Annotated in this window: 23 protein-coding genes; 11 read left to right on the top strand and 12 right to left on the bottom strand. The window is 63.3% G+C overall.

The features are described from left to right. Positions 1-157 precede the first annotated feature (157 nt). The gene (locus ACOZ4O_RS00135; RefSeq protein WP_424523342.1) at positions 158-1,435 is read left to right on the top strand and encodes a glycosyltransferase family 87 protein; all 1,278 of its coding nucleotides are present in this window, start codon (positions 158-160) and stop codon (positions 1,433-1,435) included. On the opposite strand, the gene ACOZ4O_RS00140 is transcribed toward ACOZ4O_RS00135, so the two are convergent. The 4 genes from ACOZ4O_RS00140 to ACOZ4O_RS00155 form a co-directional block, all read right to left on the bottom strand. Then, complete coding sequence (locus ACOZ4O_RS00140) at positions 1,432-1,716, bottom strand: DUF7521 family protein (protein WP_424523343.1); 285 nt, start codon at positions 1,714-1,716, stop codon at positions 1,432-1,434. The two genes, ACOZ4O_RS00135 and ACOZ4O_RS00140, sit on opposite strands and share 4 nt — an antisense overlap. Before the next feature lie 33 nt (positions 1,717-1,749). Further along, a complete protein-coding gene (locus ACOZ4O_RS00145) occupies positions 1,750-2,067 on the bottom strand; it encodes a DUF7521 family protein (RefSeq protein WP_424523344.1) in 318 nt (105 codons plus the stop codon). Next, positions 2,064-2,402: a helix-turn-helix domain-containing protein gene (locus tag ACOZ4O_RS00150; protein ID WP_424523345.1), complete on the bottom strand. Its 339-nt coding sequence runs from the start codon at positions 2,400-2,402 to the stop codon at positions 2,064-2,066. Before ACOZ4O_RS00150 ends, ACOZ4O_RS00145 begins: the two co-directional genes overlap by 4 nt. Before the next feature lie 1,068 nt (positions 2,403-3,470). Then, complete coding sequence (locus ACOZ4O_RS00155; protein WP_424523346.1) at positions 3,471-4,715, bottom strand: orc1/cdc6 family replication initiation protein; 1,245 nt, start codon at positions 4,713-4,715, stop codon at positions 3,471-3,473. 842 nt (positions 4,716-5,557) lie between these two features. On the opposite strand from ACOZ4O_RS00155, the gene ACOZ4O_RS00160 reads away from it, so the two are divergent. The 3 genes from ACOZ4O_RS00160 (at position 5,558) to ACOZ4O_RS00170 (ending at position 11,794) form a co-directional block, all read left to right on the top strand. After that, the gene (locus ACOZ4O_RS00160) at positions 5,558-7,732 is read left to right on the top strand and encodes a PAS domain S-box protein (RefSeq protein WP_424523443.1); all 2,175 of its coding nucleotides are present in this window, start codon (positions 5,558-5,560) and stop codon (positions 7,730-7,732) included. A 117-nt stretch (positions 7,733-7,849) separates the two neighbouring features. Beyond that, positions 7,850-9,094 (top strand): anion permease, encoded by a 1,245-nt coding sequence (locus tag ACOZ4O_RS00165; RefSeq protein WP_424523347.1) that lies wholly within the window; start codon positions 7,850-7,852, stop codon positions 9,092-9,094. Positions 9,095-9,283: 189 nt separating this feature from the next. Next, entirely contained in the window at positions 9,284-11,794 is a 2,511-nt protein-coding gene (locus ACOZ4O_RS00170; RefSeq protein ID WP_424523348.1) for a PAS domain S-box protein, read from the top strand. A 113-nt stretch (positions 11,795-11,907) separates the two neighbouring features. Here ACOZ4O_RS00170 and ACOZ4O_RS00175 read toward each other — a convergent pair whose 3' ends face one another. Next, the gene (locus ACOZ4O_RS00175) at positions 11,908-13,365 is read right to left on the bottom strand and encodes a response regulator (RefSeq protein WP_424523349.1); all 1,458 of its coding nucleotides are present in this window, start codon (positions 13,363-13,365) and stop codon (positions 11,908-11,910) included. Then, positions 13,362-13,994, bottom strand: coding sequence for a hypothetical protein (locus tag ACOZ4O_RS00180; RefSeq protein WP_424523350.1), 633 nt, complete (start codon positions 13,992-13,994; stop codon positions 13,362-13,364). Before ACOZ4O_RS00180 ends, ACOZ4O_RS00175 begins: the two co-directional genes overlap by 4 nt. 334 nt (positions 13,995-14,328) lie before the next feature. On the opposite strand from ACOZ4O_RS00180, the gene ACOZ4O_RS00185 reads away from it, so the two are divergent. Beyond that, positions 14,329-14,466 (top strand): DUF7503 family protein, encoded by a 138-nt coding sequence (locus ACOZ4O_RS00185; RefSeq protein ID WP_424523351.1) that lies wholly within the window; start codon positions 14,329-14,331, stop codon positions 14,464-14,466. Here the strand turns inward: ACOZ4O_RS00185 and ACOZ4O_RS00190 are convergent. Further along, a complete protein-coding gene (locus ACOZ4O_RS00190; RefSeq protein WP_424523352.1) occupies positions 14,463-16,553 on the bottom strand; it encodes a hypothetical protein in 2,091 nt (696 codons plus the stop codon). The genes ACOZ4O_RS00185 and ACOZ4O_RS00190 overlap by 4 nt on opposite strands. Positions 16,554-16,857: 304 nt before the next feature. Between ACOZ4O_RS00190 and ACOZ4O_RS00195 the strand changes: the two genes are divergently transcribed. The 3 genes from ACOZ4O_RS00195 to ACOZ4O_RS00205 all read left to right on the top strand — a co-directional run bounded on the left by ACOZ4O_RS00195 (position 16,858) and on the right by ACOZ4O_RS00205 (position 17,886). Then, positions 16,858-17,142, top strand: a complete 285-nt coding sequence (locus tag ACOZ4O_RS00195) for a DUF7471 family protein (RefSeq protein ID WP_424523353.1) — start codon at positions 16,858-16,860, stop codon at positions 17,140-17,142. Then, positions 17,139-17,645 (top strand): winged helix-turn-helix transcriptional regulator, encoded by a 507-nt coding sequence (locus ACOZ4O_RS00200; RefSeq protein WP_424523354.1) that lies wholly within the window; start codon positions 17,139-17,141, stop codon positions 17,643-17,645. The genes ACOZ4O_RS00195 and ACOZ4O_RS00200 overlap by 4 nt, the downstream gene beginning before the upstream one ends. 64 nt (positions 17,646-17,709) lie before the next feature. Then, a complete protein-coding gene (locus tag ACOZ4O_RS00205) occupies positions 17,710-17,886 on the top strand; it encodes a DUF1059 domain-containing protein (RefSeq protein WP_424523355.1) in 177 nt (58 codons plus the stop codon). Between the two features lie 153 nt (positions 17,887-18,039). On the opposite strand, the gene ACOZ4O_RS00210 is transcribed toward ACOZ4O_RS00205, so the two are convergent. From ACOZ4O_RS00210 to ACOZ4O_RS00225, 4 genes are all read right to left on the bottom strand, one after another. Continuing rightward, complete coding sequence (locus ACOZ4O_RS00210; RefSeq protein WP_424523356.1) at positions 18,040-19,446, bottom strand: PAS domain S-box protein; 1,407 nt, start codon at positions 19,444-19,446, stop codon at positions 18,040-18,042. A gap of 93 nt (positions 19,447-19,539) precedes the next feature. Further along, positions 19,540-19,974, bottom strand: a complete 435-nt coding sequence (locus tag ACOZ4O_RS00215) for a hypothetical protein (RefSeq protein WP_424523357.1) — start codon at positions 19,972-19,974, stop codon at positions 19,540-19,542. 57 nt (positions 19,975-20,031) lie between these two features. Continuing rightward, entirely contained in the window at positions 20,032-20,217 is a 186-nt protein-coding gene (locus ACOZ4O_RS00220) for a DUF7333 family protein (protein ID WP_424523358.1), read from the bottom strand. 94 nt (positions 20,218-20,311) lie between these two features. Further along, positions 20,312-21,643: a hypothetical protein gene (locus tag ACOZ4O_RS00225; RefSeq protein WP_424523359.1), complete on the bottom strand. Its 1,332-nt coding sequence runs from the start codon at positions 21,641-21,643 to the stop codon at positions 20,312-20,314. 88 nt (positions 21,644-21,731) lie between these two features. Here ACOZ4O_RS00225 and ACOZ4O_RS00230 point away from each other — a divergent pair, with 88 nt between their 5' ends. From ACOZ4O_RS00230 to ACOZ4O_RS00240, 3 genes are all read left to right on the top strand, one after another. Then, positions 21,732-22,895: a PQQ-binding-like beta-propeller repeat protein gene (locus tag ACOZ4O_RS00230; protein ID WP_424523360.1), complete on the top strand. Its 1,164-nt coding sequence runs from the start codon at positions 21,732-21,734 to the stop codon at positions 22,893-22,895. 114 nt (positions 22,896-23,009) lie between these two features. Then, positions 23,010-24,014 (top strand): lysylphosphatidylglycerol synthase domain-containing protein, encoded by a 1,005-nt coding sequence (locus ACOZ4O_RS00235; protein ID WP_424523361.1) that lies wholly within the window; start codon positions 23,010-23,012, stop codon positions 24,012-24,014. A 43-nt stretch (positions 24,015-24,057) separates the two neighbouring features. Next, positions 24,058-24,405: a VOC family protein gene (locus tag ACOZ4O_RS00240; protein WP_424523362.1), complete on the top strand. Its 348-nt coding sequence runs from the start codon at positions 24,058-24,060 to the stop codon at positions 24,403-24,405. 102 nt (positions 24,406-24,507) lie between these two features. On the opposite strand, the gene ACOZ4O_RS00245 is transcribed toward ACOZ4O_RS00240, so the two are convergent. Then, positions 24,508-26,337 carry a S9 family peptidase gene (locus ACOZ4O_RS00245; protein ID WP_424523363.1) on the bottom strand — a complete coding sequence of 610 codons (1,830 nt, stop codon included), beginning with the start codon at positions 26,335-26,337 and terminating at the stop codon, positions 24,508-24,510. Between the last annotated feature and the right edge of the window lie 5 nt (positions 26,338-26,342).

The raw sequence follows: 26,342 nt of genomic DNA on the forward strand, positions 1-26,342 counted from the left end.
GTCCGCCAGCGGCTGTTTCAGAGCGCGAAACTCCGCACTATCGGTTAAGATGGAGGCTCGACACGGTTCAGACGATGCCGCCCTCCACGGACATCGCCTCCGATAGCGACGCTCCAACCGGACGCGCAGACCGCGCTCGCCCGCGGTGGTGGTCGTAGTGGCCACCGGCCAGCGCTCGCGACGCGCCGTCCGCACCGTCCTCGCGTTCGGCGTGCTCGTCGGGAGTCTCGTCCCGGCCTACTTCTGGTTGCTCGCGGACACCACACCGTTAGCGTGGGACTTCCGCGCGTACCACCACGCAGCGACTCTCGCGCTCGACAGCCGGCCGTTCGTCGGCGTGTCCCCGCCCGTCGGTGGCGGCGAATGGGTGTATCCGCCAGTCACCGTCGTCGCGTTCTACGCGTACACGTTCGTGTCGTGGAGTACGGCGTACCTCGCGCACGCGGCCGTGAGCGTCATCGCCGGACTCGCGTGTGCACGTCTCGTGCTCGACGACCTCCGGGAGCGCGGCGTTCCGATTCAGCGGACCGACAGCGTGCTCGTCTACGCGTTCTTCACGCTCAGCACGTACCCGATGGTCGTACTCGGCCAGGGCCAGCTCGGACTGTTCATCCTTCTCGCCCTCCTCGGCGTGTACCGAGCGCTCCGCGCAGATCGACAGCGGACGGCCGGCGGATTGCTCGCACTGGCGTCCGCGTTCAAGCTCTTCCCACTGTTCGTCCTCGTCTGGTTCGCCCGGCGTCGCGCGTGGCGGGCGGTCGCGTGGTGCGTCGGCACCCTCAGCGCTCTGTCCGCGGCGGGCGTCGCGCTGTTCGGCTGGTCGCTCCACCGAGAGTACGTTCAGTTCATCGTGTTCGAGCGGAGTCGCGTCGACGAACTCGCCGCGGGAATGAGCCCGAACGTCTCGGCGCTCACGCTCCAGCGACCGCTCGCAGCGCTCCTCCCCGACGCAGAGCCGGTCGTGTACACCGTGCTCGCCGTCGTCCTCCTGCTTCCCGTGCTCGGCGTGTTGTACACGCAGGTCGGAACCGGACGCGACCGGGCCGTCGCGTACCTCGGGACGCTCGTTGTGATGTTGCTCGTCTCCCCCGCGTCCAACGTCCACCACGTCCTCTACGTCTACGTACCGCTCGTCGCGCTCCTCTACACGGTCCACGACCCGGTCGTGCGCGCGTGCTTCCTGACGGGAACGGCGCTCGTCCTCGCGCCGGTACAGCCCGCGATACTCGCGGACGTATTCGGCGCGCTCGGCGCGCCCGCATCGCTCACCGCGGCCGTGGTGACGGCGAGTCACGCCGTGCTGTCCGTCGGGTCGCTCGCGCTCTACGGACTCCTCGTGATTCTCGGGGGCTGTGTCGTGCACGCGGCGCGCGCCGCGGCGGTCGGCGAACCGGCGACGACGCCGAGTGACCGGCGTGTCGCGGAACAGGACTAACGCATCAGCGCGTAGAGGATGACGAGCACGGCGATGCTGTCCGCGCCCTGCCGGAGAATCGCGCTCTGGAGCGGCGAGAGAACCGTCGCGGCCTCGAAGACGTATTCTAGGAGGAACGGTGTGAGGACGAGGACGAGCGTGCCGGTGGCGACAGCGAGCATCGCGGTGCTGTCGTTGCGCCGATATCCACGATAGGCCTGAACGCTGACGAGGCCGCCGACGCAGACGAGAAACGCGTCGAGAACGACCGTCCAGACCGCAATGGTCGCGAGTCCACTCATCGAATCTCACCCGCGATCGCGCGTGTCGGTCGGTTACGTGTCATAGATGGCGTACAGGATGACGGAAAATCCGAGGAGCTGTGCGCTCGACCCGACGAGCCCCACTGCCTCGCTGGAAAGGGTAGTGGCTGTCGAGAGCGAGAGGTTCAGGAGTTTCGGAACGGGGACGACGAACAGGAACCCCACGCCGAGTGCGAGCAGGTGCCGGCTGCCAGTGCGCCGGTAGCCGCGGCCGATGCGAACGACGAGCACGCCGCCGAGCAGCGTTGCGAGGCCGACGCTGAGGAACAACCCAAAGACGAGGAGGGGTGTGCCGCCGCTCGTCGTTATCGAGACACCGCCAACGTTCATCGGAGTTCCTCGAAGAGGTGTGTGAACTGGTCAGCGGGATCATCGCGGACGAACACGTCCACGGCGAGGTCGCCGGATTCGAGTTCGACGACCGCGCGCTCGAAGGTTGCCGTGTAGACGGCGTGGTGGTTGCCGTCGGACGCGATTCGCTGGCGTTCGACGATCAAGTCCTGTTCCTGGAGGCGGTCGAGGCGGCGGTAGATGGTCGGCGGGGACGCGTCGCAGCGTTCGGTCAACGCTTTCGCGGAGAGCGGTTCGACGCTGGTCTCCTTCAGGATTTCGCGGGCGTACTCGTCGTCGAGCAGGGACAGTACGACGCGTTCGTCCTCACACATGACGCGTCACCGGTGCGGCCGACCGACGCAGCGCGTTCTGGGAGCGACCCCTCAGCGTTGGGGCTGCGGTGACGCCGGGTGCACACCCCGAACCGGCAGCCGACGCCGGTCCCCAGTCGTCAACGCTCATACACGCCATGGCACAGTATCGCGTATGATTCTTTGCATCTCCACGCGACATGTGTGAGGTCACGCGACTGAAGAAGAACGCGGGGTTAGTCGTGGAGGGCGTCGAGGAGATCTTCGTCCTCCTCGATAAGCCGGTCAATCTGCGCTTCGTGCTCTTCGAGGTCGTTTTCCCGCGATTCCATACTCATGACGAGTGACTATTGGGCGAGGATGCTTGAGCGTTTATCCCTCGTCCGAGCGGACCATCAGAATTGCCTGAAACAGGGAATATGGGTGGTGAGCGGCGAACCCCACACCACCGCGTCCGCTGTTCCACCGAACAGTAGACCTACCGAGCGCGAACGGTCCAGGGGTGACAGCGACCCCACCGTGTCCGCGGTTCTCGATCCGATCGGGATGGCTACATAGAGAGAATTCGCCTTATCAGATCGCCGGGGGAAGAATCCACACCACGATGTCCGTGGTAAAAGAGCCACAATCACACCACCGCGTCCGCCGTTTCGGTGACACGTCCTCGATAGAATACGCCTAATCGGGAGTTTGGGCGGGACGCGACCCCACCGTGTCCGCTGTTACAACTCATCGTATCGGCGTGTGAGGGTCTTTCCGGCCGTATTACGTGATGATATTCTCCCTAACGAACAGGCCCCACTCCACCATGTCCGCAGAAACTGTGACAGCGCGTCACCCCACTACGTCCGCAGAAATACTCACGTCAGGAGAGACATCACAGGGTGAATCGACTCCATCCGATAGTTCGTCGAATATCCAGTTCATTGTCCACTGTTCCACGTCTGTGACCCCACCATGTCCGGAGTTATCGCCGCCGAGACGTGCGTAAGGCGGAAAAATGCCGGCCGGGTGAGCTTTTCACACAAACGTGGCAGAGACACAGTGACGGATATACCGGAAGAGAGACGGATACAAGGAAACAGGAAATTAAGCCGAGTCGGTGGTGCTGATGTCGACATCTTCGAGCGCTTGGTCGACGACGGAGTCGTGGATGCCGACGAGTTCGACGGTGTCGGACATGGCGTCGAGGACTTGTTTGACGTTCATGTCGAGTGTGTACTCGCGGTAGGTGCCGCCGCGGCGGCCCTCGTTGCGTTCGGTGACGCCGACGATGCCGAGCATCGTGAGTTCGCTGAGGTGGTCGCGCATGCGGCGCGGGACGAGCGGGTCGCGTTCGGCGAGTTCGGCGAAGCGCGTGTACCGGGGGCGGATGTCGCGCGATCGTACGGGCGTGTTGTCTTCGAGTTCGTGGGTGAGGAGTGCGTAGAGGACGAGGTGGCCGTGTTCGGTGAGGCCGCGAACGCCCTCCTCGATGCGGCCGCGTTCGAGCGCGTTCCGCCCCTGGTCGACGTGGTCCTCGGTGACTGTAGTGCCGTCTTGGTCGCGGGCGATGTCTCCGGCTTTCATTAGGAGGTCGATGGCTTGTCGCGCGTCCCCTGCGTCTTTCGCGCCGTAGGCGGCGCAGAGCGGGATGACACCATCTTCGAGAACGCCGTCGTGGAACGCGACGTCGGCGCGCTGTTGGAGAATGGCGATGAGGTCGTTCGCGTCGTAGGCGGGGAAGTGGATCTCGTTCTCGCAGAGGCTGGACTTGACTTTCGGGGAGAGGTCTTCGCGGAAGGAGAAGTCGTTGGAGATGCCGATGATGCCGACTTTGGCGTTGGAGAGTTTGTCGTTGGCGCGTGCGCGGGGAAGCTGGTAGAGGAGGCTGTCGTCCTCGATGTTGTCGATTTCGTCGAGGACGATGAGGACGGTGTCGCCGAGGGAATCGAGTTCCTCCCAGAGCATGTCGTAGACGGCGGCGAGCGGGTAGCCGGTGGTGGAGATCTGGTCGGATTCGTCGCGGAGTTCGTTGACGAGATGGGTGGCGACCTGGTAGGAGGAGGAGAGTCCGTCGCAGTTGAGGAAGTTGAGGCTGAGCGTGATGTCGTCGTACTGAGAGGCGTCCTCACGGAGATGGGAGAGGAGGTAGCGGGTGGCGGCGGTTTTGCCGACTCCGGTCTTGCCGTAGAGGAAGACGTTGTTGGGTTGTTCGCCGTTGATGATGGGTTGGAGGGCGGACTGATAGGTAGTGAGTTCGTCGTCCCGACCGACGAGCTCCTGTGGTTGGTAGTCTTCGCGGAGAGCGTCGCGGTCGGTGTAGATGTCCCGATCCCGTTCGAACAGCGCCATGGGACTGAGTGACGCGTACAGTATTATAAAACCACCGCGTCCGCAGTGTCCGCAGAAGCGAGTTTTATAAGGAGAGGGTGGAACACACCCCCCCCACCATGTCCGCAGAAACATGGAAAACGAGTGGGGAACTACTCACCATCACGAGAATTGCCGTGAATTAAGGGAAAGAACTAATATGTAATACAAAAAATAGTCCATTAACTCAATTATAATCTTGTCTTGGCAGATGTTCTATGGATAACAATCGCCGCTCTCCCGCCCGTTTTACAGCCGGCTCACGACCCCACCCTTGCCGTTCTCCCAGAACGGCGGACACAGTGGGGTGAGGGTCTATTCCATCCTGCTTTGTCCCCGAGGGTGTCGAATCCTCTCGCTTGAAGCACTCTCCGTACTATCTTCTCACAAACAAGCCAGCCACTAACACCACCAACCACTCCACCATGTCCGCAGTAAAACGCCGTTAAAACACTCATACCGTCCGATTTCTCTACTCTGCCGGCGATCGAAAGACCTCCCTATATTCTTCGCCGCTCTGTTTTCTTCGAGTCTCTGCTTGGTCGCTAACGAACTCACGGATCTCCCGGCTGCAGTCGTCTCGTCGCCACGTGCAATCCGTACAGGATTCGAAGCACGTACGAGGTATGAGACTTGCACATACGGGGCAAGTATTTACGCGCGAAACTGCTGTTTACAACACCACAGGCGGTCTCACCTCCCGCGTGGAGTGACTGACCGCACTCATAGCCGCACATGCTCTTCGAACTGTCTCCCCGCAACATCAGCGACACGGATACCCTCGGCGTCGTCCGTGCTCTCGTGGAGGGCGCTCAGTGACAGACATGGCATCGACGACACGATCCGACCGAATTCACGTCCTGCACGTGGACGACGACCGCTCGCTCGCCGAACTCGTCGGCGCGTCCCTGACGCGCGTGAACGACGACCTTCGCGTGACAACCGTGGCCACCGTCGACGAGGCACTGACGCGACTCGATGACCGCACGTTCGACTGCGTCGTGTCAGATTACGATATGCCCGACCGGAACGGCATCGAGTTCCTCCGCACGGTTCGCACGAGCACGACGCAGCCGCGCGTGCCATTCATCCTCTACACGGGGAAGGGCTCCGAGGAGGTCGCGAGCGACGCGATTACCGCGGGCGCGAGCGACTACATGCAGAAGGAATCCGGTCTCGACCACTACCGCGTCCTCGCAAACCGTATTGTAACGCTCGTCGAGCGTGAACGCGCGGAGGCGGCGGTAAACGACGTACAACGGTTGTTCTCCGAACTCGCCGACCGCACGACCGACGTGCTCTGGATGTTCACCGCGGACTGGAACGAGGTAGTCTTCGTTAACGACGCGTACGAGGAGGTCTTCGAACACTCCCGGAGCTGTCTCGAAGCGGACCCGGAGACGTTCCTCGATTCGGTTCAACCGAGCGATCACGAGCAACTCACGAATGCGATGGCAGGGCTTTCCGAGGGGATTTCGGTTGATATCGAAGTCAGTGTAGTCACCGAAGACGGCGGACTCCGTGACGTCTGGATCAAGGGCGAACCGATTACGGACGACGCGGGAACGGTCACGCACGTCGGCGGGTTCACGCGGGACGTCACCGAGCGGAAGACACGTGAGCGCGAGCTCGCGAGCGTGGAGCGCCAGTACCGGGCGGTGTTCGAGGACCCGAACATCCTCACCGGTGTGCTCGCGCCCGACGGAACGGTGCTGGATGTCAATCAAACCGCAATGGAGTACATCGATGGCGACATCGACGACGTGCTCGGCGAGCAGTTTTCAGCGACACCGTGGTGGGGCGACAACGACGCGCTCCGCGCCGATGTCGACGACTGGGTGGCGCGCGCGGCGGCAGGCGAGTACGTCGAGTTCGAGGCGGATATCACCGGACAGGACGGTGGTCGGACCGTCAGTGGCGTGTTCCGGCCGGTTCGCGACGACGACGGTACCGTCACCGCTCTCATCGTCTCCGACCGCGACATCACCGAGCGAACCGAGCGCGAACGCGAACTCGAACGCTACGAGGCATACCTGGAGCGTTCGACGGACATTATCACCGTGTTGAACGCTGACGGCACCGTCAAGTATCAGAGCCCGTCGCTCACGCGAATCCTCGGCTACGAATCCGGCGAACTCATCGGCCAAGATGGCTTCGAACTCGTCCATCCCGACGACCGCCCCGAACTCTACGAGACATTTTTGGAGCTTGTCGAACGGCCCGACGAGTCCGTCACGGTCGAGGCGCGCTTTCGTACCGCCGATGACGAGTGGCGGTTGCTCGAAGTTCGCGGCCGCAACCACCTCGACCACCCCGTCATCGCGGGCGTTGTGACGAACAACCGCGACATCACCGAACGCAAGCACCACGAGCGCGAACTCGAACGACAGAACGAGCAACTGGAGCAGTTCGCGGGCGTCGTCAGCCACGACCTCCGTAATCCGTTGAGCGTCGCCGACGGGTACCTCACGCTCGCGCGCGAAACCCAGGATAGTGACGCGCTCGCTGAAGTTGCGCGCGCACACGAACGCATGAACGACCTCATCGAGGACCTCCTCGCGCTCGCCCGGCGTGGCGATGGCGTGCAGACCGAAACCGCGCTTGACCTCGCGACGGTCGCCGAGGACGCGTGGCAACACGTCCCTACTGAGTCCGCAACGCTCGACATCGCGACCACCGGGACGGTGTACGCCGACCGCGCCATCCTCCAGCAACTCCTCGAGAACCTCTTCCGGAACGCCACGGAGCACGGCGGCGACACCATCACTATCGCCCTCCATGAGAACGGATTCACCGTCGCCGACGACGGTCCCGGAATTCCCGAACCGGACCGCGAGCGCGTCTTCGAAACCGGGTATTCGACGCGGAGTTCCGGAACCGGGCTCGGACTCGCCATCGTCGCGCAGTGCGCCGAGGCCCACGATTGGACGATCCGTGCGACTCAGAGCCCGGACGGCGGCGCACAGTTCGACCTCACTAACGTTCAGGTCGAACGGTAGGTCAGCGCCGATTCTGGCGTCAGCGTCACCCCGAACGAAGCGCCGACTCTGGGGAACGAAGGGCCGGACTCCGGGGGTTATTTGAGCGCGCGCATTCGTTGACTGACGTACGACACGATGCTGTCACTGCTAGCTCTCGCCGGTATTGCTGTCGCCGTGTTCGTCGGGTTCAACATCGGCGGCTCCTCAACCGGCGTGGCGTTCGGTCCGGCAGTCGGCTCACGCCTCGTTCGGAAGACGACCGCGGGAGCCCTGTTCGTCGGGTTCGCCTTCCTCGGCGCGTGGACCGTCGGCCGGAACGTCATCGCGACGATGAGCAGCAGTATCGTCCCGGCCGCCCAGTTTACGCCCGCCACGAGCGTCGCCGTCCTGTTCTTCACGGGTGCGGCGCTGTTCATCTCGAACCTCTACGGCGTTCCTGCGTCGACGTCGATGACGGCTGTCGGCGCTATCGTCGGCTTAGGTCTCGCGTCGGGCACGCTCAATCAGGCGCTGATGTTCGTCATCGTTTCGGCGTGGATCGTCGCCCCGCTGGTGAGTTTCGCCATCGGACTCGTGATCGGCCGGTACGTCTACCCGTATCTCGACCGGTACGTCGCGTTCACGACGTTCGACCTTCACTTCATCCAGCTAGACCGCTCGGGAACCATTCCGCGTCCCTACGTTAACCCGGACGCGTCCCCGCAGGACGTCGTCGGCTCGCTCTCGGTAGTCGTCATCGCCTGTTATATGGCGTTCTCGGCGGGGGCATCGAACGCTGCGAACGCCGTCGCCCCCCTCGTCGGGGCCGGCGGCCCGCTTACCGTCGACCAGGGCGTCCTGCTCGCGGTGGCGGCCTTCGCTCTGGGGAGTTTCACCATCGCGCGTCGCACGCTTGAGACGGTCGGAAACGACATCACGGAACTTCCGATACTCGCGTCGTTGATCGTCTCGCTCGTCGGCGGCACGGTCATCACGGTACTCTCGTACCTGGGAATCCCCGCGAGTCTCGCGGTCAGCACGACATCGGCGATTATCGGCCTCGGCTGGGGGCGGGCGAGCCGGGCAGCGACGCTCGCGGAGTTCGCGACACCGACGACCGACCGACCGGAAACCGATGTCGCGACGGGCGCGCTTGTCACCTCACGCGCCGAGGACGCACCCGCAGGCCCCACCATCGGCGACCTTGCTCGCGACGAAACCCCCGCGGAGGAACCGTCCGACCTTCCAGACGTCCCTGACATCGGTGCCGAAGGCCCGGCCGACCTCGACGAGCGAAGCCTCTTTGACCCAACGGCCGCCAAGCGCATCGTCACGATGTGGGTGTTGACGCCCGCGCTGGCAGTCACCGCTTCCTACCCGGTGTTCACTGTGCTGTTGTAAGCTTCCAAACGACGCGGCCAACGACCGTCTGCGAGACCACGAACTGGGCCGTGACTTTTCGCTCCGTTCGTCGAAAACGCTCATTACAGCCGTTACTACCGCAAAAACACACTTCTGTGGGTGCCAACATCCTTATATCTCTATCAGTACCTACTACACGAAATCACTCACCGCCGCCCATTTACATCCATGCTCCCAGACTCACCGATTCGCGTTCTCCACGTCGATGATGAACCGGGATTCGCTGATATGGTGGCGGATTTCCTTGAACGAGAAGACCCTCAGATAACCGTTCAGACAGCGAAAACTGTCGAATCCGCGATAGAAATTCTGGATATCTCGAGTATCGACTGCATCGTTTCCGACTACGAGATGCCGGAAGCGAACGGACTCCAGTTTCTCCACACTGTTCGGAATTCGGAGCTAGACGTTCCCTTCATCCTCTTCACCGGGAAGGGAAGCGAGGAGATCGCGAGTGACGCGATTTCTGCAGGTGTCACGGACTACCTCCAGAAGGAGGGTGGAAGCAGCCAGTACACGCTACTCGCTCACCGGGTTACGAACGCCGTCTCCCAGTATCACTCCCAGCGAGAAGCCCAGACGACGCAGGAACGCCTCTCGCTGTTCTTCGAACACTCTCCGCTCGGAGCCATCGAATGGAACGCGGACTTCGAAATCACACGTATCAATGAGACCGCGGAAGCCCTCCTCGGCTACGACGACGGCGAACTGGTCGGTGCGTCGTGGCGAAAGCTCGTTCCCGAACCCGAGCAGCGTTCGTTTGCCGAGATGCTCGCGGCGTTGAACGACGGGGCTGCCGCCTACAACGCCGAGCACGAAACAGTCACGAAAGAGGGTGACCGCCTCGTCTGCGAATGGCACCACCGTGTCATCCGGAACGAACTCGGGGACGTAGTGACCTCGTTCTCGAAGCTGCAGGATATCACTGACCGGATTGAGCGCCAACAGCAGCTTGCTCAGGAGCGTGCGTTCACCGAACAGGCGCTCGATACACTTGACGACCTCTTCTACGTCGTCGATGCCGACGGAAATCTCAAACGGTGGAACGACCAACTTGCGGCGGAAGCCGGGTACGACGAGGAGATACTGGCTGGGCGGAACATCCTCGATTTCGTCGCTGACGACCATCACTCGAAGGTCGATGACGCGATTGAGGTCACCATGGACCAAGGGACGGGAACGGTCGAAGCCGACCTCTGCACCGAAACGCGTGGACGAGTCCCGTACGAATTGACGGGAAAACGGCTGACCGACCCGGCGGCCGATTTCGTCGGAGTCGTCGGAATCGGCCGTGACCTCTCCGACCGGAAGGAACGCGAGGCGGAACTCGAATTCGCCCGGGACCTGTTGGACAAGACCGAGCAAATCGCCGATGTCGGTGGCTGGCAAATCGAAACGGCGACGAACGACGTGTACTGGTCCGACCACTTGTTCGAGATGCTTGGCATCGACGGTGACGAGGCCCCATCACTCGACGAGGCGCTCAACGTCTACCTCGAAGCGGATCGATCGACCGTCGAAACGGCCATCGAGGACGCGATAGCCTCGCGTAATTCCTTCGACGTGGAAGCACGATTCGAGCGACCCGACGGCGAAATACGGTGGTTCCGGATTCTCGGTGAGCCCACGATCGAGGACGACGAGGTGGTTCGACTGCGTGGTGCCGTACAGGACATCACGGACCACAAGCGACGGGAACGCGACCTCGAACAGGCGAGAACGGAGTACGAGGAACTATTCAACGGGATGAACGACATGGCTGTGGTCGTCGGATTCGACGAGACGTTCCTCGCAGTGAACGATACGACCGTGGAGCGAACTGGCTACTCGAGAGACGAACTTCTCTCGATGGGGCCGGACGACATCGACACCAGTTTATCTTCAAGCGAAATCTCGGAACTCATCGACGATATCCCGGCGGACGGAACACAGGTCGTTGAGACAGTCCACCAGACCAAACACGGCGAGGAACTCCCGGTCGAGCTCAGCTCCACGGTGATTACGTACGCGGACCAGCCGGCGGTTCTGACTATCGGTCGAGAAATCACCGAACGGAAGGAGCGTGAACGACAGCTAGAACAGTTCGCGTCCGTCGTCAGCCACGACCTTCGAACGCCGCTTAGCGTTGCGCAGGGCTATCTTGAACTCGCCGAAGACGACTGTGAAAGCAGCCATCTCGACAAGATCGGGAACGCCCACGCGCGGATGGAAACGCTCATCGATGAACTACTCACGTTGGCGCGAGAAGGCGACCGAATCGGCGAAACTGAAGAAATAGATCTGGCGACGTTCGTGGATGACTGCTGGGGGACTATCGATACCGGTTCGGCGACACTCCAAATCGAGAGTACGCGACGACTACTGGCTGACCGCTCTCGTTTCAAACAGATCGTCGAAAACCTCGTTCGGAACGCGGTCGAGCACGGCGGCGAGAGCGTGACAGTCACCGTCGGCGCCCTGGAAAACGGGTTTTTCGTTGCGGACGACGGCGCCGGGATTCCGGAACACGACCGTGACGAGGTGTTCACGCCGGGGTACTCCACGGGAACGAACGGAACTGGGTTCGGACTCAGTATCGTCAAAGAGGTCGCGGACGCACATGGCTGGGATATTCGCGTGACCGAAAGCGCCACCGGCGGCGCCCGATTCGAGTTTACCGACATAGAGTCCCCGAACTAATCGGTCGCGCCGGACTGCCGTACTCACTCTTGGGCGCGTTCCGTACGACGACCCAGCAATCCAAAACGCCCGGTCCTTCAAATACCCGCAACGGGTTTCAGCTTGAGCGGCCGTCACTCACAGACGTCGGGCTTGAACGTCACGTTCGAGAATTCGAAGCGCGCACCGCCCTCCTCGCTCTCCGTGAGCGTCACGTCCCACTCGTGACCGTTCGCGATCTGTTTGACGATCACGAGGCCGAGACCTGTATTCGTCACTTCGCCGGTCGTGTATCCGGACTCGAACACGCGGGGCCGCTCGCTCTCCGGAATACCGGTTCCGGTATCTTCGACGAAGAACCCGTCTTCGCCGGGGAGCGTTCCGACGCGGACCGTGTCAGCGTCACCGTGCGCGATTGCGTTCCGGAAGAGGTTCTCGAGCAGTTGGCCGAACTGGGATTCGTTCGCCTCTAGGAGTCGCGAGTCGACGATTTCGAGTCGCGCGTCGGTCGTGTCCGCGGTTGTCCACGAGGCTTTCGCCGTCTCGTTGAGTGCGACGGTCTGGAGGTCGCGTATCACGATCGGTTCCTCGGTCAGAGCGTCGGTCTGGTCGAGCAGCGAGACGGCGCGGTCCAGGGCCTGCCGGAGGTTGTCGAGGTGGGCGGGGTCCTCCTCGTCCTCGTAGAGGTCGAGCCAGCTTTCCGCTGCCGTCAGCGGCGTCCGCACGTCGTGCGCGATGAGTTCCTGAACGTGTTCGAGTTGGTCGTTGCGCTGCTCTAACTGGTTCTGTTTGTCCTTCAGGTCCGTGATGTCTCGGGTGTTCACGACGAACCCGGAGACGGTGTCGTCGTCGAGGAGGTTGTTCCCGCGAGATTCGAGGATGACGGGGTGTTCACCCGAGTCGGCGAGCCGGAACTCGACGGACACGTCCTCCTCCGGGTTCTCGACGCTCCTGAAGAACTCCTCCATGACTCGCTTTCGGTCCTTCGGATGCACGAACTCGAAGACCGACTCGCCGACGAGTTCGTCACTGGAGTACCCAATGACGGACTCCGCCGACGAGGAAGCGTACTCGAAGAGGGCGTTCTCGGAGACGATGGCGATGAAGTCGCTCGAGTTCTCCACGAGTTTGCTGAATTTCTCCTCGGAGTGTTCGAGCGCGCGCTGAGAGCGGTGCTTCTCGACGGCGTTCATCAGGCGGTTCGCGAGGAGTTTGTACTGACTCGACCCGCCGCCTTTCTGGAGATAGTCCGTGACGCCCGCGGAGATGGCTTTGCTCGCTATCTCCTCGCTCCCCTTCCCGGTGAAGAGGATGAACGGGATGTCGGGCCGCGAGTTCCGGATCTGTTTGAGGAGTTCGATTCCGTTCCGGGTCGGCATGTCGTAGTCGCTGACGACCGCGTCCACCTCACCTCGCTCAGCGAGCGTGATGGCCTCGTTCGAGTCTGTCGTCGTCGTGACGTCGAAGACGCGTTTTTCGCGTTCGAGGAAGGTTTCCACCAGTTCGACGAGGCTCGCGTCGTCGTCGACGACGAGCACGGACACAGTCTCGGAGATCGTCTCCTCGCCGAAGGTTTGGACGGTCTTGCTCATCGTCCCGAGACACCTCCGGTGTCGTCGAGCACTCGTTCAAAGTACGGTGTCATGACGTCTTGGGCTTGCTGCCAGTAGGATGCGTCGTGCATGTCGTGGAGTTCGACCGCGAGCGCGTACCGCGCGGGTTCCGGGCCGAATCCGGACGTCCCCCACTTCGGTTTCGAGGGATAGTTCGGGTCGTCGGTCGCGACGCGTAACTCGTGGACTTGTGCCTGCTGGAAGGGCGTCCAGTAGTCGCCGCCCGTCTTGTGGCGACGCCACGCCCGCGTCTTCAACACGGCGTACTCGTTATCGAGTTCGAGGAGTGACGCGCGCTCGCGGAACTTCCGTCGAACGGGCCCCCAGTCGGCCTTCCGGAGCGTTTCCGCGTTCAGCGTTCCGCCGGTATAGTGACCCGCCTCTAGGTCGTCTTTCTCCCAGAGCGCGTCTACGAGAGCTTCGGCGGCCATCCGCCGATTCTCGACCGAAACGTGGTCGAACTGGCGCTCGTCGACAGCGCTGAATGCGGCTATCGCGCCCTGTCGGTCTCCGCGGTCATGTGCGATGAATCCCTCACAGATCTGTTTCGCCAGCCGCGCCGCCTCGCTGGAGGAACCATCTTCTCTAGCCCCTCTTGTCTCCTCCATCATTCGTTGGTTTCACATTAGGATATACATATTTAACATCTCTGCATAGGAAATGACAACAAAGAGAAACAATCTGGTTACAGCAGAACGCTATAACGATTCAAGCTGGCGCGTGACGGTGTGTGACTGGGCGATGTCGATGGCTACGTCTACTTTTCGAGACGTGAAATCGATTAGCTTGCTGTCGGGTAGCATAGGATTAAGTAGTAGACGCGTCTGGACGGCTGGCTGTTGGTGGTTTGACCGGCGGGAGTGACGTATGTTATATGCGGTACAAAAACATTATGTTTTTTAAATTAGATTTATTACAATCCGACAGAATGATTTGAGTGTAATGTCCGACCACAATGCACTCACGGCGTACCTCAAGAACAACCCGCGTTTCATCGGCGTCCTGTTCACCATGACCGTCCTCCTCAGCCAAACCGGTGCCGCCCTCGCAGCTAAGGACGGCGTCCTTATTGGCCCCTAACTCAGGTATCGCTCGATTACGTCCGGACTCCAGAAGAACTCTCCCTCAAACACGACCGGTTCTAGGTAGTCCTGTTCTAGGAACTCCTGAAGCTCGCGTTCAGTAACACGCACCCGAGCAGTCTCGCCACCCGACATAAAGTACTTCTCGACACGACCCAGGAATGGCCGATATAGCGACCCCATCCCGGCACCATCAGATGGGTACGTCTTGATTACAACACTGTACATTCCGGCTTCGTTCGTCGTCCAGACGTCCGTTACCGTGGGTATCCCGCCTTCACTCTGTACCAACGATAGTCCTGAATCGCCGACGCCGACGTACTGGGAGCCGATGAGCTGATGGTCGCGAGCGAGTTCCAATGCGCCGCGAATCGAGAACCCCTCGTCTAACAGCTTCGCCACCATCACGCCGACCTCTGCTGCGCGCTCATCCGCCACTCGCGACACTGTCGCGATTCCCCCGGATGCTCCTGCACGCACCAGGGCTTCCGCCTGCCCGAAGGACTCACAGCCGTTCAGCAGGAACGCCCGCACACCCACGTCGTCCAGCTCTGCGGGGTCCAGCCGCCCGTCCGGACAGTAGAAGTACTCGCCGTCGAGGTGGCCGATGTAATGGATGAAATCGCGGTCCGACTGCAAGATGTCTCGAAGTTCGCTCACGGATACTCCGAACGCGGTTTCTACCGTGAACGGGAACTCTTCACGGCCTCCGTAGAGGTCTTCTTCGACCTCGTGACGCATCGACTCGTCGTTGCAGACGACCTGAATGGAGATATCGGAGGGCGTCGCCTCGCGGGACAGATCGGCTTCATAGCCCTCGACTAGGAGTTTCGAAGACCCTACTGGAACACCGTCGCCCGCGTACACGCTCTCGATGCTCTCTCCTTTCTCCGGTGAGACGAACCGATGGCCGGCCTCGGAATCCTCTGCTGGCGTCCGGAGAAACGAGGAGACTGCTTCGGCCATCTCCGATGCTTCTGGGTCGGTTTTCGGCTCCCGGAGCGGTTGAATGAGTGCTAGCTCGTCGATCAGGTACGGCAGGGTTTCGACGTTCTCCACGGCGCCTGTCACCGTTGCGGTCGTCCGCCACCGTGGTTCCACGCGACGCGTTACCGACCGCGGAATCTCCTGATGCCGCACCACGCGCTCCGACAACTCCAGTTCGTACAACTCACGCCAGTTGATGCCGACGTCAGCGTACGTGAGTAGTTCGCGCTCGAATAAGTCGACCGGGTAAAACCCTTCGAGGCGCGTTAGAACGTCGAGCGTGAACTGGTGTTTCAGCATCTCCTGGACATCTTGACTGAACGCAAACGCGGAGGCGTCCGCGAACGACGCCACCTCGTCCCCCTCCGACAGTACGCGTGGATTCGGACTTGGGACCACGTGTGCGTCGAGATAGTACGCCAGCGGCGCAGCGGCGTAGAGGAACTCGCGGTCACGTGGAACGTGCAGTTCGATACCTGTTTCCGGGGTTCGCTCCTGGAGTGTTTCTGCCGTCGGGTCGTGTTTTACGCGCGGCGGATGGTCGCGTAGCGTCGGCCACGACCGCTCCGGCGACAACGTTACCAGAGAGTCGCCGAACTGATTCAGCACGCGGTAGACGCTCTCGATCGACTCGTCCACGGTGAGTGTTCGTCGCGGCGTTCGACTGACCGAGCGTGCGCCGACGTAAATCTCGGTTTCGTCCTCCAAGAGCACGCGGAACCCTTCTTCCTCGTAGATGATGCGGAACGCGCCCTCGAACCGGATGAAGACCTTCAGGTGTGGGTCGAGTTCGACGACGTAGGCGTCCTCGGGGAACCGTTTCCCGCCTGCGTCGTGAATATCTGCCACCAGCGACCCGTCGAGCCGCCGAATCAATCCGACGACGAGCTCAGGTACCCCGAACGTGTCCGCTGTAAACGTCCGCGTCTCCTCGACCGCGAAGTCGATTCCTGCCTCGTCGTCCCGGTACGGCGAGAACACCCCCGAATCGGACGCCGACAGCTGGCTGTCCGCCGGAATCGTTAACCGGTATTGGCGCTGGTTCGTCTCGTCCCGGATTCGCACGGTCTCCCCGTGGTCTTCGAAGACGATACTCACCGCTCACCTCTGCATATCGACGAGGAAGCTAGTTCGACTTGCGTGCCTGTCCTGTCCATCGTTAGTGTCCCTGTGCCGTTGTGCGACCTCGGTGGTCGCGTCCAGTATCTCCTCCAATGGAGTCCCGTGTTTCGAACCTTTCGCATCCGGAACCACGACGTAGATACATTTCTGACACTTCTCCGCCGGGTGGGTAACGCCGTGACGACCCCGCCTGTCTCCTGGTAGGTGGTGTCGAAGCGAACGACATACGGCGCTCGGGGCCGAACGTCGGCGCGTGCAGTACCACGGTGGCGACCCGAGTATGCTCTTGGTCGCGGTGCTCCTCGCGGCGGCCGCGATTTCCGGGGTGCTCGTCGTGCTCGCTACCGCGGTGTATCTGCGGCGCCGCCAGCGCTCCTACCTCCTCGTCGTGCTCGCGTTCGCCGCGCTGTTCGCGCGCGCTATCGTCGCACTGCTCTCCGTCTCGAACACGGTTCCGGCCACGTTCCACCACGTCCTCGAACACGCGCTCGACGTGGTAATGGCTGGCCTAGTGGTTGCGGCCGTCTACTACGCCCGCACCGTCGAACGCGACAACACGCCATGACGACACGCACACGAATCACGAACCGTATCGACGCGGACCCGGGCATTCACTTCAGCGCGCTCGTCCGCGAACTCGACCTCGCGCCCGGCCAAGTCCAGTACCACGTCCACCGCCTCCTGCGCGCGGATACGCTCGTCGAAGAGTCCCTGTACGGCCGCACACACTACTACCCACGGGGCTACGACGCGTTCGAACGCCGCGCGCTCGCGCTCGCCCGCCGCGAAAACTCCCGCGACATTCTCATCGCGCTCCTCGACGGTGACCGTCGCGCCAGCCGGCTCGCCGACGACCTCGATTTGGCGCGCAGCACGCTCTCCTACCACGCCAGCCGCCTCGTCGATGTGGGACTCGTCGAGAAGCACAAGGACTCCCAGCAGCGCGTCGAACTCGCCCTCACCGATCCGGAGCGCACCGCGCGCATCCTCGCCGACATCGAACCGTCGCTTCCCGAACGCCTCGTCGACCGCCTCGAACGCCTCCTCGACTCCGTTTTCGACGGGTAAGCCGTCGCGTACGTTCTGAACGCCCGCGCTAACAAGGTACGACGAAACCGTAGCGTCGGACGCAATGGCATACCAGTTCACGTGCACGGCAGACGATTGTGCGTTCCAGGTACGGTCGAACGAACACGACGAGGTCATCGACTTCACGCAGGAACACGCGATAGAGATGCACAACCTCGACATGTCTCGGGCAGACGTCCGAGATAGCTGGCAGCGCGTCGAACTCCCCGCGGACGACTAAACGCGGAGGCGTCCACGCCTCCCTCCTCGTTCCTACCGTCCTCTTCACCGACGTTCTCCGTCGTCGAACCCAGTGAGGGCGATAGGAAGAACAGCGGACACGGTGGGGTGACGCGGACCCGGGCGCGTCGTTCGCCTCGGGGTGCGGAGTCTATCAGGTGGCAGTTGGGACGTCCGTGATTTCGAAGCGTGCGCCGCCGCTTTCGCTGTCGGTGACGGTGACAGTCCAGCCGTGGGCGTCCACGATTTCGCGGACGATGGAGAGCCCAAAGCCCGTGCCGTCCTTCGTGGTCGTGTGGCCGGTGTCGAACACCTGCGGGCGCTCTGATTCGGGAATTCCCGGGCCGTCGTCTTCCACGTAGAAGCCGTCGTCGAGGTCGCCGACGGTGACCGTTACGTCGGTGCCGCCGTGTTCGACGGCGTTCCGAATGAGATTCCCGAACAGCTGTCGTAGCCGGCTCTCGTCCGCGTGCACGGTTTTCGTGGTTTCGACGCGGAGGCTGGCGTTTCCGGTGTCGATGGTTCCCCAGCTGCGGGCGACGCAGTCGTCGAGCGCGACGCGTTCGGTCTCACCGACGGACTTCCCTTGTTTCGCGAGCAGCAGAATGTTCTCTATCAGTTCCTGCATCCGCTCGTGGGCGTTCCGGATGGGGTCGATGTGGGGGCTGTCGTACTCGTCGTCCAGCAAGTCGAGATGGCCGGACGCGATGTTCAGGGGGTTGCGGAGGTCGTGGCTGACGACGCTCGCGAAGTCTTCGAGCGCCTCGGTTCGGCGTTCGAGCATCTCCTCCGCCTTTTTTCGGTCGGTGATGTCGATGTACGTCGCGAGCACTTCGCACTGGTCGTCGTAAGAGAGCGGTGTCGCGTTGAGGAGGAACGTCCGATTGTCGTTGGTTTCCGTGTGCCGAACCACCTCACGGCGTACCTGTTCTCCGTGCTGGACCTGCTCGTTCAACTCGCGGGCTTCCTCCGCCTTGCTGTCGTTGACGATGAATTTGTCGAGCGACGACCCGCCGATTGTGCTACCGTTGTAGCCGAACGTCTCCCGGAACGCGTCGTTCGTCTGCTTGACCACCGGGTCTCCACTGTCGTCGTAGTCGGCGAGCACCAGCGGCACAGGGACGCCGTCGAGGAGTGCGGCGAACCGGTCGCGTTGGCGTTCGAGTCGGTTTTGGTACGTCCGCAGTTCGGTGACCTCCTCGTTCGCGGCGACGAACCGCGTGATGTTTCCCGCGTCGTCCGTGATGGGCGAGATCGTCTGTTTGACGACGTAGCGTTCACCCGATTTCCGCTGATTTACGATTTCACCCTCCCAGACCTCGCCGTTGAGAATCGTCTCCCAGAGCTGCTCGTAGAAGCGGTCGTCGTGCACGCCGGACTCGAGGATGTTCGCGTTACTACCGACGGCTTCGTCTGCCGAGTAGCCTGTCTGCGCCTCGAACGCTGGGTTGACGTATTGAATGCGTCCGTTCGTATCCGTCCAGTACACCGCATGCCCCGTGTTCTCTACGGCCTCGCGGAACGTCCGCAGCGCTGTCGACCCGCCCACCCCGGAATCCATTACCGACTAGTACCTCACGTGGAGGGTTAAACGAACCGGAAAAACCAGGCGCGGAACATCCAGAATCGAAGGACTAAGCGGAGGTGTTCGTTCTCACTCCGCTGAGGGACATCGGTCCGATATTTCGAATCCGGACTCCGTGAACCGAACGACGACCAGTTTCTCGACACACTCCGACGCCGTCCAGCGAATGGTCGGCGTGCCGAGCGGGAGGTCGATTTCGAGTTCGTACTCGCCCGCGGGGAGTTCTCGGTCGTCGAGCGTGCGATGTTCGCCGGGCGCGAGGTCCGCGACCTCGAACAACTCGTAACGGTCGGCGTCGTCCGTCGTCACCAGGAGCCGAAACGTCGCGTCGTGGATGGTGGTGTCGTGATTCTCGACGCGAATCCGGAGTGTCGTCGATTCGGGCGGTTCGCGCGTCGTTGTCGTCGTTTCTTCCGGTGCCGAACAGCCGGCGACGCTGGCGGTGAGCGCGACGCCCACGCCCGACAGAAGCCTGCGTCGCGTCGCAGCCGACGTTGATGCCATCTGTTCACTCGTTCGTCACGAGCCGTCCCTAACTACGTGGCGGCCGCCGTGCGAGGATTACCGGCCGGCGCGGAACTCGCCGTGTTTCATACCGAAGAAGAACGCGATGACCGAGAAGACGATCATCGAGGGGAGTACCATCATGAAGACCGTCGAAGATTGCATCACGCTGGTGAGCGCGACCGTTGCGATGGCGACGATGAGGACGAGCGGAACCACCGAGCGCGCGAAGTCGTATTCCATACTCACTGTTCGGGACGGACCGACAAAAACGTTGACCGAGGATACGGCCTCGGTCAGGCCTGTGATGGCGGCGGCAGCGGTGACCTGGACGACGCTACGTAGCGAGTGGACGGGAGAGAATCCAGAGTGAGAGGACGGTGTAGGCGACCATGAGCGCGACGAGTGGGGCGTGAGCGCGCAGCGACCGGTCGGGGTAGGTGTGAGTGAGAGCGTGGTGGACGGCGGCGACGGCGACGAGGTGGCCGGCGACGACGAGGAGGACTTGACCGGTCCAGTACGCCGGGATGGACAGCCAGGCGAGCAGGACGGGTGGGGTGCCAGTGAGAGCGCCGACGAGGAGCGCGGCGTTCTCGACGAGGTGGGTGGCGTTGTGTGCGAGTTCGTACGAAACTGCGATAGGAAGAAGGGATGCGGCGATGACGAGTGCGACCGTTCGCGCGTCGTCAGCAACGATACGAGCGACGACGCTCGCCGTGAGCGCGAACACGAGAATGAAGGCGAGCAGCCCGAGCGTGTAGACGAGGAGGCCGGGGGTTTGGATGGCGCCGAGGTCGCGGAGCGCGAGTGCGAGCGTCTGGTATTCGGGCGTGCTGGTGAAACCGTCGAAACTCACCGTGTACACGCTCGCCACGACCAACGTGACGACGGCTGGTGACGCGACGGGGCGTGCGCAGGCGGTCCACGGCCGGCGGACAGTGACGACGAGTCGGCCGTCCTGTACGCGGGCGGTGAGCGGGGCGACACGGCCGACGAGGTCGTAGAACACTTCGAAGAGGTCCGCGTGGCGGTACCAGTCGCGGCCGAAGACCACGCCGCCGCCTATCATCGCGGTCGCGTACGCCGCGAGGAGGACGGTGGTGCGTTCGGGCGACCGCGGGAGGACGGTGAGGTTCTCGAAGACGCCTGCGACGACCACGAACCCGATGGTTGCCGGCCACGCGGCGAGCCACGACGGATACGCATAGCCACTGATGCGCTCGCCTTCGAGGCTCTCCAGCGCGCGATGGACGGTTCGCCACGGCGACAGCGCACGCCACGGATTCCCAATGAGTGCGGCGACGACGAGCACGCCCTTCAGCCAGAGCACCCAGAACACGACGACCGCGGGGTTCGTCGGCGACGTTCGGCCGACCACCCCTACGACGAGGACGGCTGTGAACACCGCGAGAAATCCGAGAGAGAGAACGCGTCGGCCGATGGCACCGACGCTCGCGGGAAGCGTGATGATGGTTCGTTCGTCGGTGTCGGTGGTGTTGGCGCGGGCGAGCAAGAGCGCGGTTGCCGCGACGGTCGCGGCCGCGCCGAGGTAGAGGAGGGAGAGCGGGAGCGGGGCGTCGAATCGAGTCGCCGTCACCTCGTGTGCGCTCGCCGGGACGACGAACAGGGCGAGCGCGGCGAGTACGGGAAGGGTGCGGGCGACCGACATCACGCGGGCTTGACGCCGTCGCGGGAAAGCGGTAGTGGTACGCGCGTCGAATAGTGGGGGTTTTCCGGCGTTGTCGCGGACTGTCTGTATGCGTCGGAGGACGACGGTGGCCGCGGCGGTGGTGGTGCTCGCGCTCGCGGGCGTCGGCGCGTACGCCGTCACGAATGGCGGTGGGCCGGGGACGCTCGACGTGGCGTGGGTGAGCGACACCGACCGCCCGAACCAGGTGAACCACCACCCCGTCGCCGTCGCCGGAGCGGATGCGACGGTGCTCGCGCCCGTAAGCGCCGTCTCCGGGAGCGGCGGACACTGTCGGCTGATCGCGCTCGACACCACCGGCGCTCAGCAATGGAGCGAGGGCATCGCCGACCGGGCGTGTGCGATTCACGGCATCGGCGACCCGACCGTCCTCGACCTCACCGGTGACGGCGACCGCGAGGTCGTCGTGCCGACCGCCGAAAACGCCGTCTACGGCTACGACGTGTCGAGCGGCGACCGCGAGTTCGTCGGGAACACGACCTCGTTCGGATACAGCAAGCCAATCCTTCTCGACGACCCGCGTCGCGTCTTTGCGATCGACTTCGACGGCCGCGCGTACGCCTGGCGGCCGGACGGGTCGGTCGCGTGGAACGTCTCCGTCGACCCCGCCGTCATCGCGGACCCGGTCGTGATGAACGACCGCATCGTCGTCGGGATGACCGACTCCACCATCGCCCTCCACCGGAACGGCTCGCGCGCGTGGTCGGTACCGGTCGGCGCCGAGTGGCTCACCCGGGTCGACGAGACACACGTCGTCACGTCGAACGGCCCCCGTCTGGCGAGTATCGACACCAGCACCCGCACGGTCGACTGGACGCTCGACACCGCCGGTCGCGCAGTCGTCCACGACGCCGCGGACGGGGACGAGGACGGCACGCGTGAGGTGTACGTCGGAAGTCGTGGCGGCCGCATCCTCGCCATTGACGCCACTACTGGCGCCGTCGAGTGGCGGACCCGACTCTCGGAAACAACCGACCTCACCCCCGCACCAATCACCGGAAACTTCACCGACAATCCCGGCCTCGAGATCGCCGCCGTCACCCACGACGGCCAAGTCGCCGTCCTCGACGCAGCGACCGGCGAAACCGTCGCCACATACGAACGCGATGTCGCCGTCTGGGTGCACCCGACTGCCGCCGACATCGACGCCGACCCGCTCGACGAACTCCTCGTGATGTACGGCGACGGCCGCATCGTCGCCCTCAACGCCTGAGTACTGCTCCGTGCGTCAGCTCGTGTATTTCGCAGACTGCACGCGGACCGAGCCGTCGTCGGTGTGTGACTGAACCCCGGAGCGTTTTTCCTCGTCCTCCGCGGACTGGCGGACGTGCGTCGTTCACTCCGATTCCTTGTCGGGGCGCTTCTTGGACTGGCGGTGCTCGCCACCGCCGTCGCCACGGTCGGCGTGGACGCCATCGTCACCCGTGCTACCCGCCTCTCACCACTTCTGCTCGCCGTCGTTGTCGCACTCGTCGTTATCGAGGGTCTCGTAGACGCTATCGGCGTCTGGGCGTCCGTCCGTCCGCTGAACGACGGGCTCTCTGGAAGGGAGAGCGTGCAGTTCGCGTTGGCCGGCGACTTCTTCGACATCGTGAGCCCCGCCGGCCCCGTCACCTCGGAGCCGATTATGGCGCGGTTCATCAGCGTCGCGACCGACACCGGGTACTCGGACGCGCTCGGCGTGCGGTCGGTCGCCAAGTACGTCAAATCCGGCACACAGGTCGCACTCTCCGCCGCGCTCGGCGTCCTCGTCCTCCTTGATGTCCCGGACGCCACGGGGATTCTGTCCGTGCTCGCCGTCGCCATCGGCGGACTGCTCGTCGTCGGCGTCGTCGCGCTCATGTCCCGTGACGCGCTGTCGCGCCTCCTCGTGGCCGTGCTCACGCCGCTCGTCAGGCGGGTGTCCGCACTCTACCGCGACCGGCCGCACGACCGCGCGACCGTCCGGGCGGCGGTCGAACGGTTCTGGACGCGTATCGTCGCGTTCCGCGGAACGCCCGGCCTCCTCGCGCTTATCGCGCTCGGCGGCGTGCTCGAACAATTCGCCACTGCGATCACGCTCTGGGTCGCCCTCCACGGCGTCGGCCACCCGGTCGCGCTCCTGCCGATTCTCGTCGTCATCCCGCTCCCGCAGGTCGCGAGCGCCGTCCCGATTCCCGGGAGTCTCGGCGCGTACGACCTCCTCCTCGGCGGCGCGTTGGTCGTCGTGACCGCCGCGCCGAGCGCCCCCGCGGCCGCCGCCGTGCTCGTCCTTCGCACCGTCACGCTCGTGTTCGGCGCGTCCGTCGGCGGCGTCTGCGCCGCCTTCCTCCGCGGCTGGCGGCCGACCTAGGGGCGTCGAAACGTACACAGTCCCGGCGTGAGAGCGTTCGCTCGTGTCCGGAATCGTCTTCTATCGAACGGAGAACCGCGCAGCGCTCGAAGACTGGTACACCGAGACGCTCGACGTTGAGGTCTGGCTCGAACAACCCGGCTGCACAATCCTCGAATTCGAGGGGTTCCGGTTCGGGTTCTGCGACGCCGACCACACCGAAACCGAGGGCATCCTCACGTTCGTCTACGACACCCCGAGTGAGGTGGACGCGATGCACGACCGCCTCGGCGACGCTGTCCGCGAGGACCCGCACGAGAACGAACAGTACCGCATCTATCAGTTCTTCGCCGACGACCCAGACGGCCGTATCGTCGAACTTCAGGCATTCCTCCACGAAACCCCGGAGTAAACTCTGCCTCCCCGCTGTCACCTCACCCAGGTAACCCACTTCCAACCGGCACGTCCCGCTCATCGTCTCTTCGTGGATGGGGACGCGCTGTTCACTGGGTTCCTACACGTGGGTGTCGAGGAAGTCGGCGATGGCTTCGAACTCGGTGATACGGTTCTCGCGGGAGGTTGTGTGGTGGCCTTCGTCGTCGAAGATGAGCGTTTCGACGGGCACACCCTGTTCGCGGGCGGCATCAGCGACCTGTTCGGCTTCGCCGACGGGAACGCGAGGGTCGTTTGCGCCGTGCTGGACGAACAGCGGACACTGGATGCGGTCGATGTTCGAGAGCGGCGAGATGGATTTCAGGAACTCGTAATCGTCCGTCAGACTGCCGTACTCGGCTTCACGGTGGCTGCGCCGCCACTCCCCCGTGTTTTCGAGGAACGTCGTGAAATCCGCGATACCAACGAAATCCACCGCCGCTGCCCAGAGCTCGGGATACTCGGTAATAGCTGCGAGCACCATGAACCCGCCGTAGGACCGGCCGTACGCGACGACACGCTCCTCGTCTACCGCTGGACGGTCACTGAGCCACTCGACGGCGGCGGCGATATCGGCGACAGAATCCATGCGATTCTCCACGTCGTCGAGCCCAGCATACCGTTTCCCGTACCCCGAACTCCCGCGGACGTTCGGCTCCAAGACGGCGTAGCCACGATTGAGGAAGAACTGTTTTTCCGGGTAGAACCACGGCTGGCGCTGATGTTCCGGCCCACCGTGGATATCCACGATCACCGGCGCGGGGTCTGCGGCGTCCGCACCCTCCGGCAGCGTCCAGTACGCCGGAATCCGCCGGCCGTCGAACGACTCGTAGTCAACCTCGGTAGGCGTGCGGAGGGCGTCGTCGGGGAGTCCGTTCGTGCCGACGGGCGTCCACTCGGTGTGGTCGCTGGCCGCCCAGTCCGCAACGTGCACGCCGTACGGGTCGGTCGGCGCCGTCTGCGTGAACGCCACCCACTCCGCGTTCGGCCCGAACACGAACCCACTCGCCACCCCCTCCACGTCCGGCGCGACCGTCTCCGCGAACGACGACCCGTCGAGAACACCGGCGTGCACACCGTTGTAACCGTTCTCATTCGTTGCGAACACGCTCCGTCCGGTCTCCGCGTCATACGCGAAGCCGTCGACAGACCACGCGTCCGTCTCCGGTTCGCCGAGCGTTTCCTCGTACCCCGCGACCGGCGTGCGAGCGCCCGTATCGAGGTCGTACCGAGCGACGTACGCGGTGTCCGCGTCCGCGTCCGTGACACAGTATATGCCGCCGTCGCCGTCAAAGTGGACGTGTGAGTGTCGCGCCGGCTCGTCCCCCGAGAGCACGCGGTGCGTGCCCGTCTCAAGGTCGAGAACAGAGAGCGCGACGTTCGTACTGGAGTGTGGTTTCAGGAGCGCGAGCCGGCGGCCGTCCGGCCCGAACGCAGCAACAGTCAACCATCCACCCCCGCCCTCGTACACTCGCTCGTGCGTGCCGGGAGTACTGTCGGCCTCCTGAACGTACACGTCGAACCGTCCCGGGTCCGCCCGGTTCGCGGTGTACGCGACCCGGTCGCCGTCCGGCCCCCAGGCACCCCACGCGTGTTTCGCCTCGGGTTCGTCGGTTAGTGCCGTTTCGACGCCCGTCGTGAGGTCGTAGTGGAAGAGTTGGTCGCGCTTGTCGCTCCCCTGGTCCATCCCGAACACGAACGCTTCGTCCGTTGGGGACGCGGCGACCGCGGAGACGCGTTCCTCGTGTGGCGTCAACCGCTCGGGCCACGTCCCCGCGGTCTCGGTCGTCCACACCTGTGGCGTGCCGGACGTATCCGCAAGGAAGAGAAGACGGCCGGCGGGCGTTACAGTCGGTGCTTCAGCGCGCTCGATCGCCAGGTAGCGAGCGACACCGTACTCCGGACTCGACATACCGT

The organism is Salarchaeum japonicum (assembly GCF_049705945.1).
GTDB classification, from domain to species: domain Archaea; phylum Halobacteriota; class Halobacteria; order Halobacteriales; family Halobacteriaceae; genus Salarchaeum; species Salarchaeum japonicum_A.

Coding starts and splice junctions, on each gene's coding strand:
- ACOZ4O_RS00140 (WP_424523343.1), bottom strand. CDS start 1,716: ATGAGTGGACTCGCGACCATTGCGGTCTGGACGGTCGTTCTCGACGCG.
- ACOZ4O_RS00145 (WP_424523344.1), bottom strand. CDS start 2,067: ATGAACGTTGGCGGTGTCTCGATAACGACGAGCGGCGGCACACCCCTC.
- ACOZ4O_RS00150 (WP_424523345.1), bottom strand. CDS start 2,402: ATGTGTGAGGACGAACGCGTCGTACTGTCCCTGCTCGACGACGAGTAC.
- ACOZ4O_RS00155 (WP_424523346.1), bottom strand. CDS start 4,715: ATGGCGCTGTTCGAACGGGATCGGGACATCTACACCGACCGCGACGCT.
- ACOZ4O_RS00160 (WP_424523443.1), top strand. CDS start 5,558: ATGGCATCGACGACACGATCCGACCGAATTCACGTCCTGCACGTGGAC.
- ACOZ4O_RS00165 (WP_424523347.1), top strand. CDS start 7,850: ATGCTGTCACTGCTAGCTCTCGCCGGTATTGCTGTCGCCGTGTTCGTC.
- ACOZ4O_RS00170 (WP_424523348.1), top strand. CDS start 9,284: ATGCTCCCAGACTCACCGATTCGCGTTCTCCACGTCGATGATGAACCG.
- ACOZ4O_RS00175 (WP_424523349.1), bottom strand. CDS start 13,365: ATGAGCAAGACCGTCCAAACCTTCGGCGAGGAGACGATCTCCGAGACT.
- ACOZ4O_RS00180 (WP_424523350.1), bottom strand. CDS start 13,994: ATGGAGGAGACAAGAGGGGCTAGAGAAGATGGTTCCTCCAGCGAGGCG.
- ACOZ4O_RS00185 (WP_424523351.1), top strand. CDS start 14,329: ATGTCCGACCACAATGCACTCACGGCGTACCTCAAGAACAACCCGCGT.
- ACOZ4O_RS00195 (WP_424523353.1), top strand. CDS start 16,858: ATGCTCTTGGTCGCGGTGCTCCTCGCGGCGGCCGCGATTTCCGGGGTG.
- ACOZ4O_RS00200 (WP_424523354.1), top strand. CDS start 17,139: ATGACGACACGCACACGAATCACGAACCGTATCGACGCGGACCCGGGC.
- ACOZ4O_RS00205 (WP_424523355.1), top strand. CDS start 17,710: ATGGCATACCAGTTCACGTGCACGGCAGACGATTGTGCGTTCCAGGTA.
- ACOZ4O_RS00210 (WP_424523356.1), bottom strand. CDS start 19,446: ATGGATTCCGGGGTGGGCGGGTCGACAGCGCTGCGGACGTTCCGCGAG.
- ACOZ4O_RS00215 (WP_424523357.1), bottom strand. CDS start 19,974: ATGGCATCAACGTCGGCTGCGACGCGACGCAGGCTTCTGTCGGGCGTG.
- ACOZ4O_RS00220 (WP_424523358.1), bottom strand. CDS start 20,217: ATGGAATACGACTTCGCGCGCTCGGTGGTTCCGCTCGTCCTCATCGTC.
- ACOZ4O_RS00225 (WP_424523359.1), bottom strand. CDS start 21,643: ATGTCGGTCGCCCGCACCCTTCCCGTACTCGCCGCGCTCGCCCTGTTC.
- ACOZ4O_RS00230 (WP_424523360.1), top strand. CDS start 21,732: ATGCGTCGGAGGACGACGGTGGCCGCGGCGGTGGTGGTGCTCGCGCTC.
- ACOZ4O_RS00245 (WP_424523363.1), bottom strand. CDS start 26,337: ATGTCGAGTCCGGAGTACGGTGTCGCTCGCTACCTGGCGATCGAGCGC.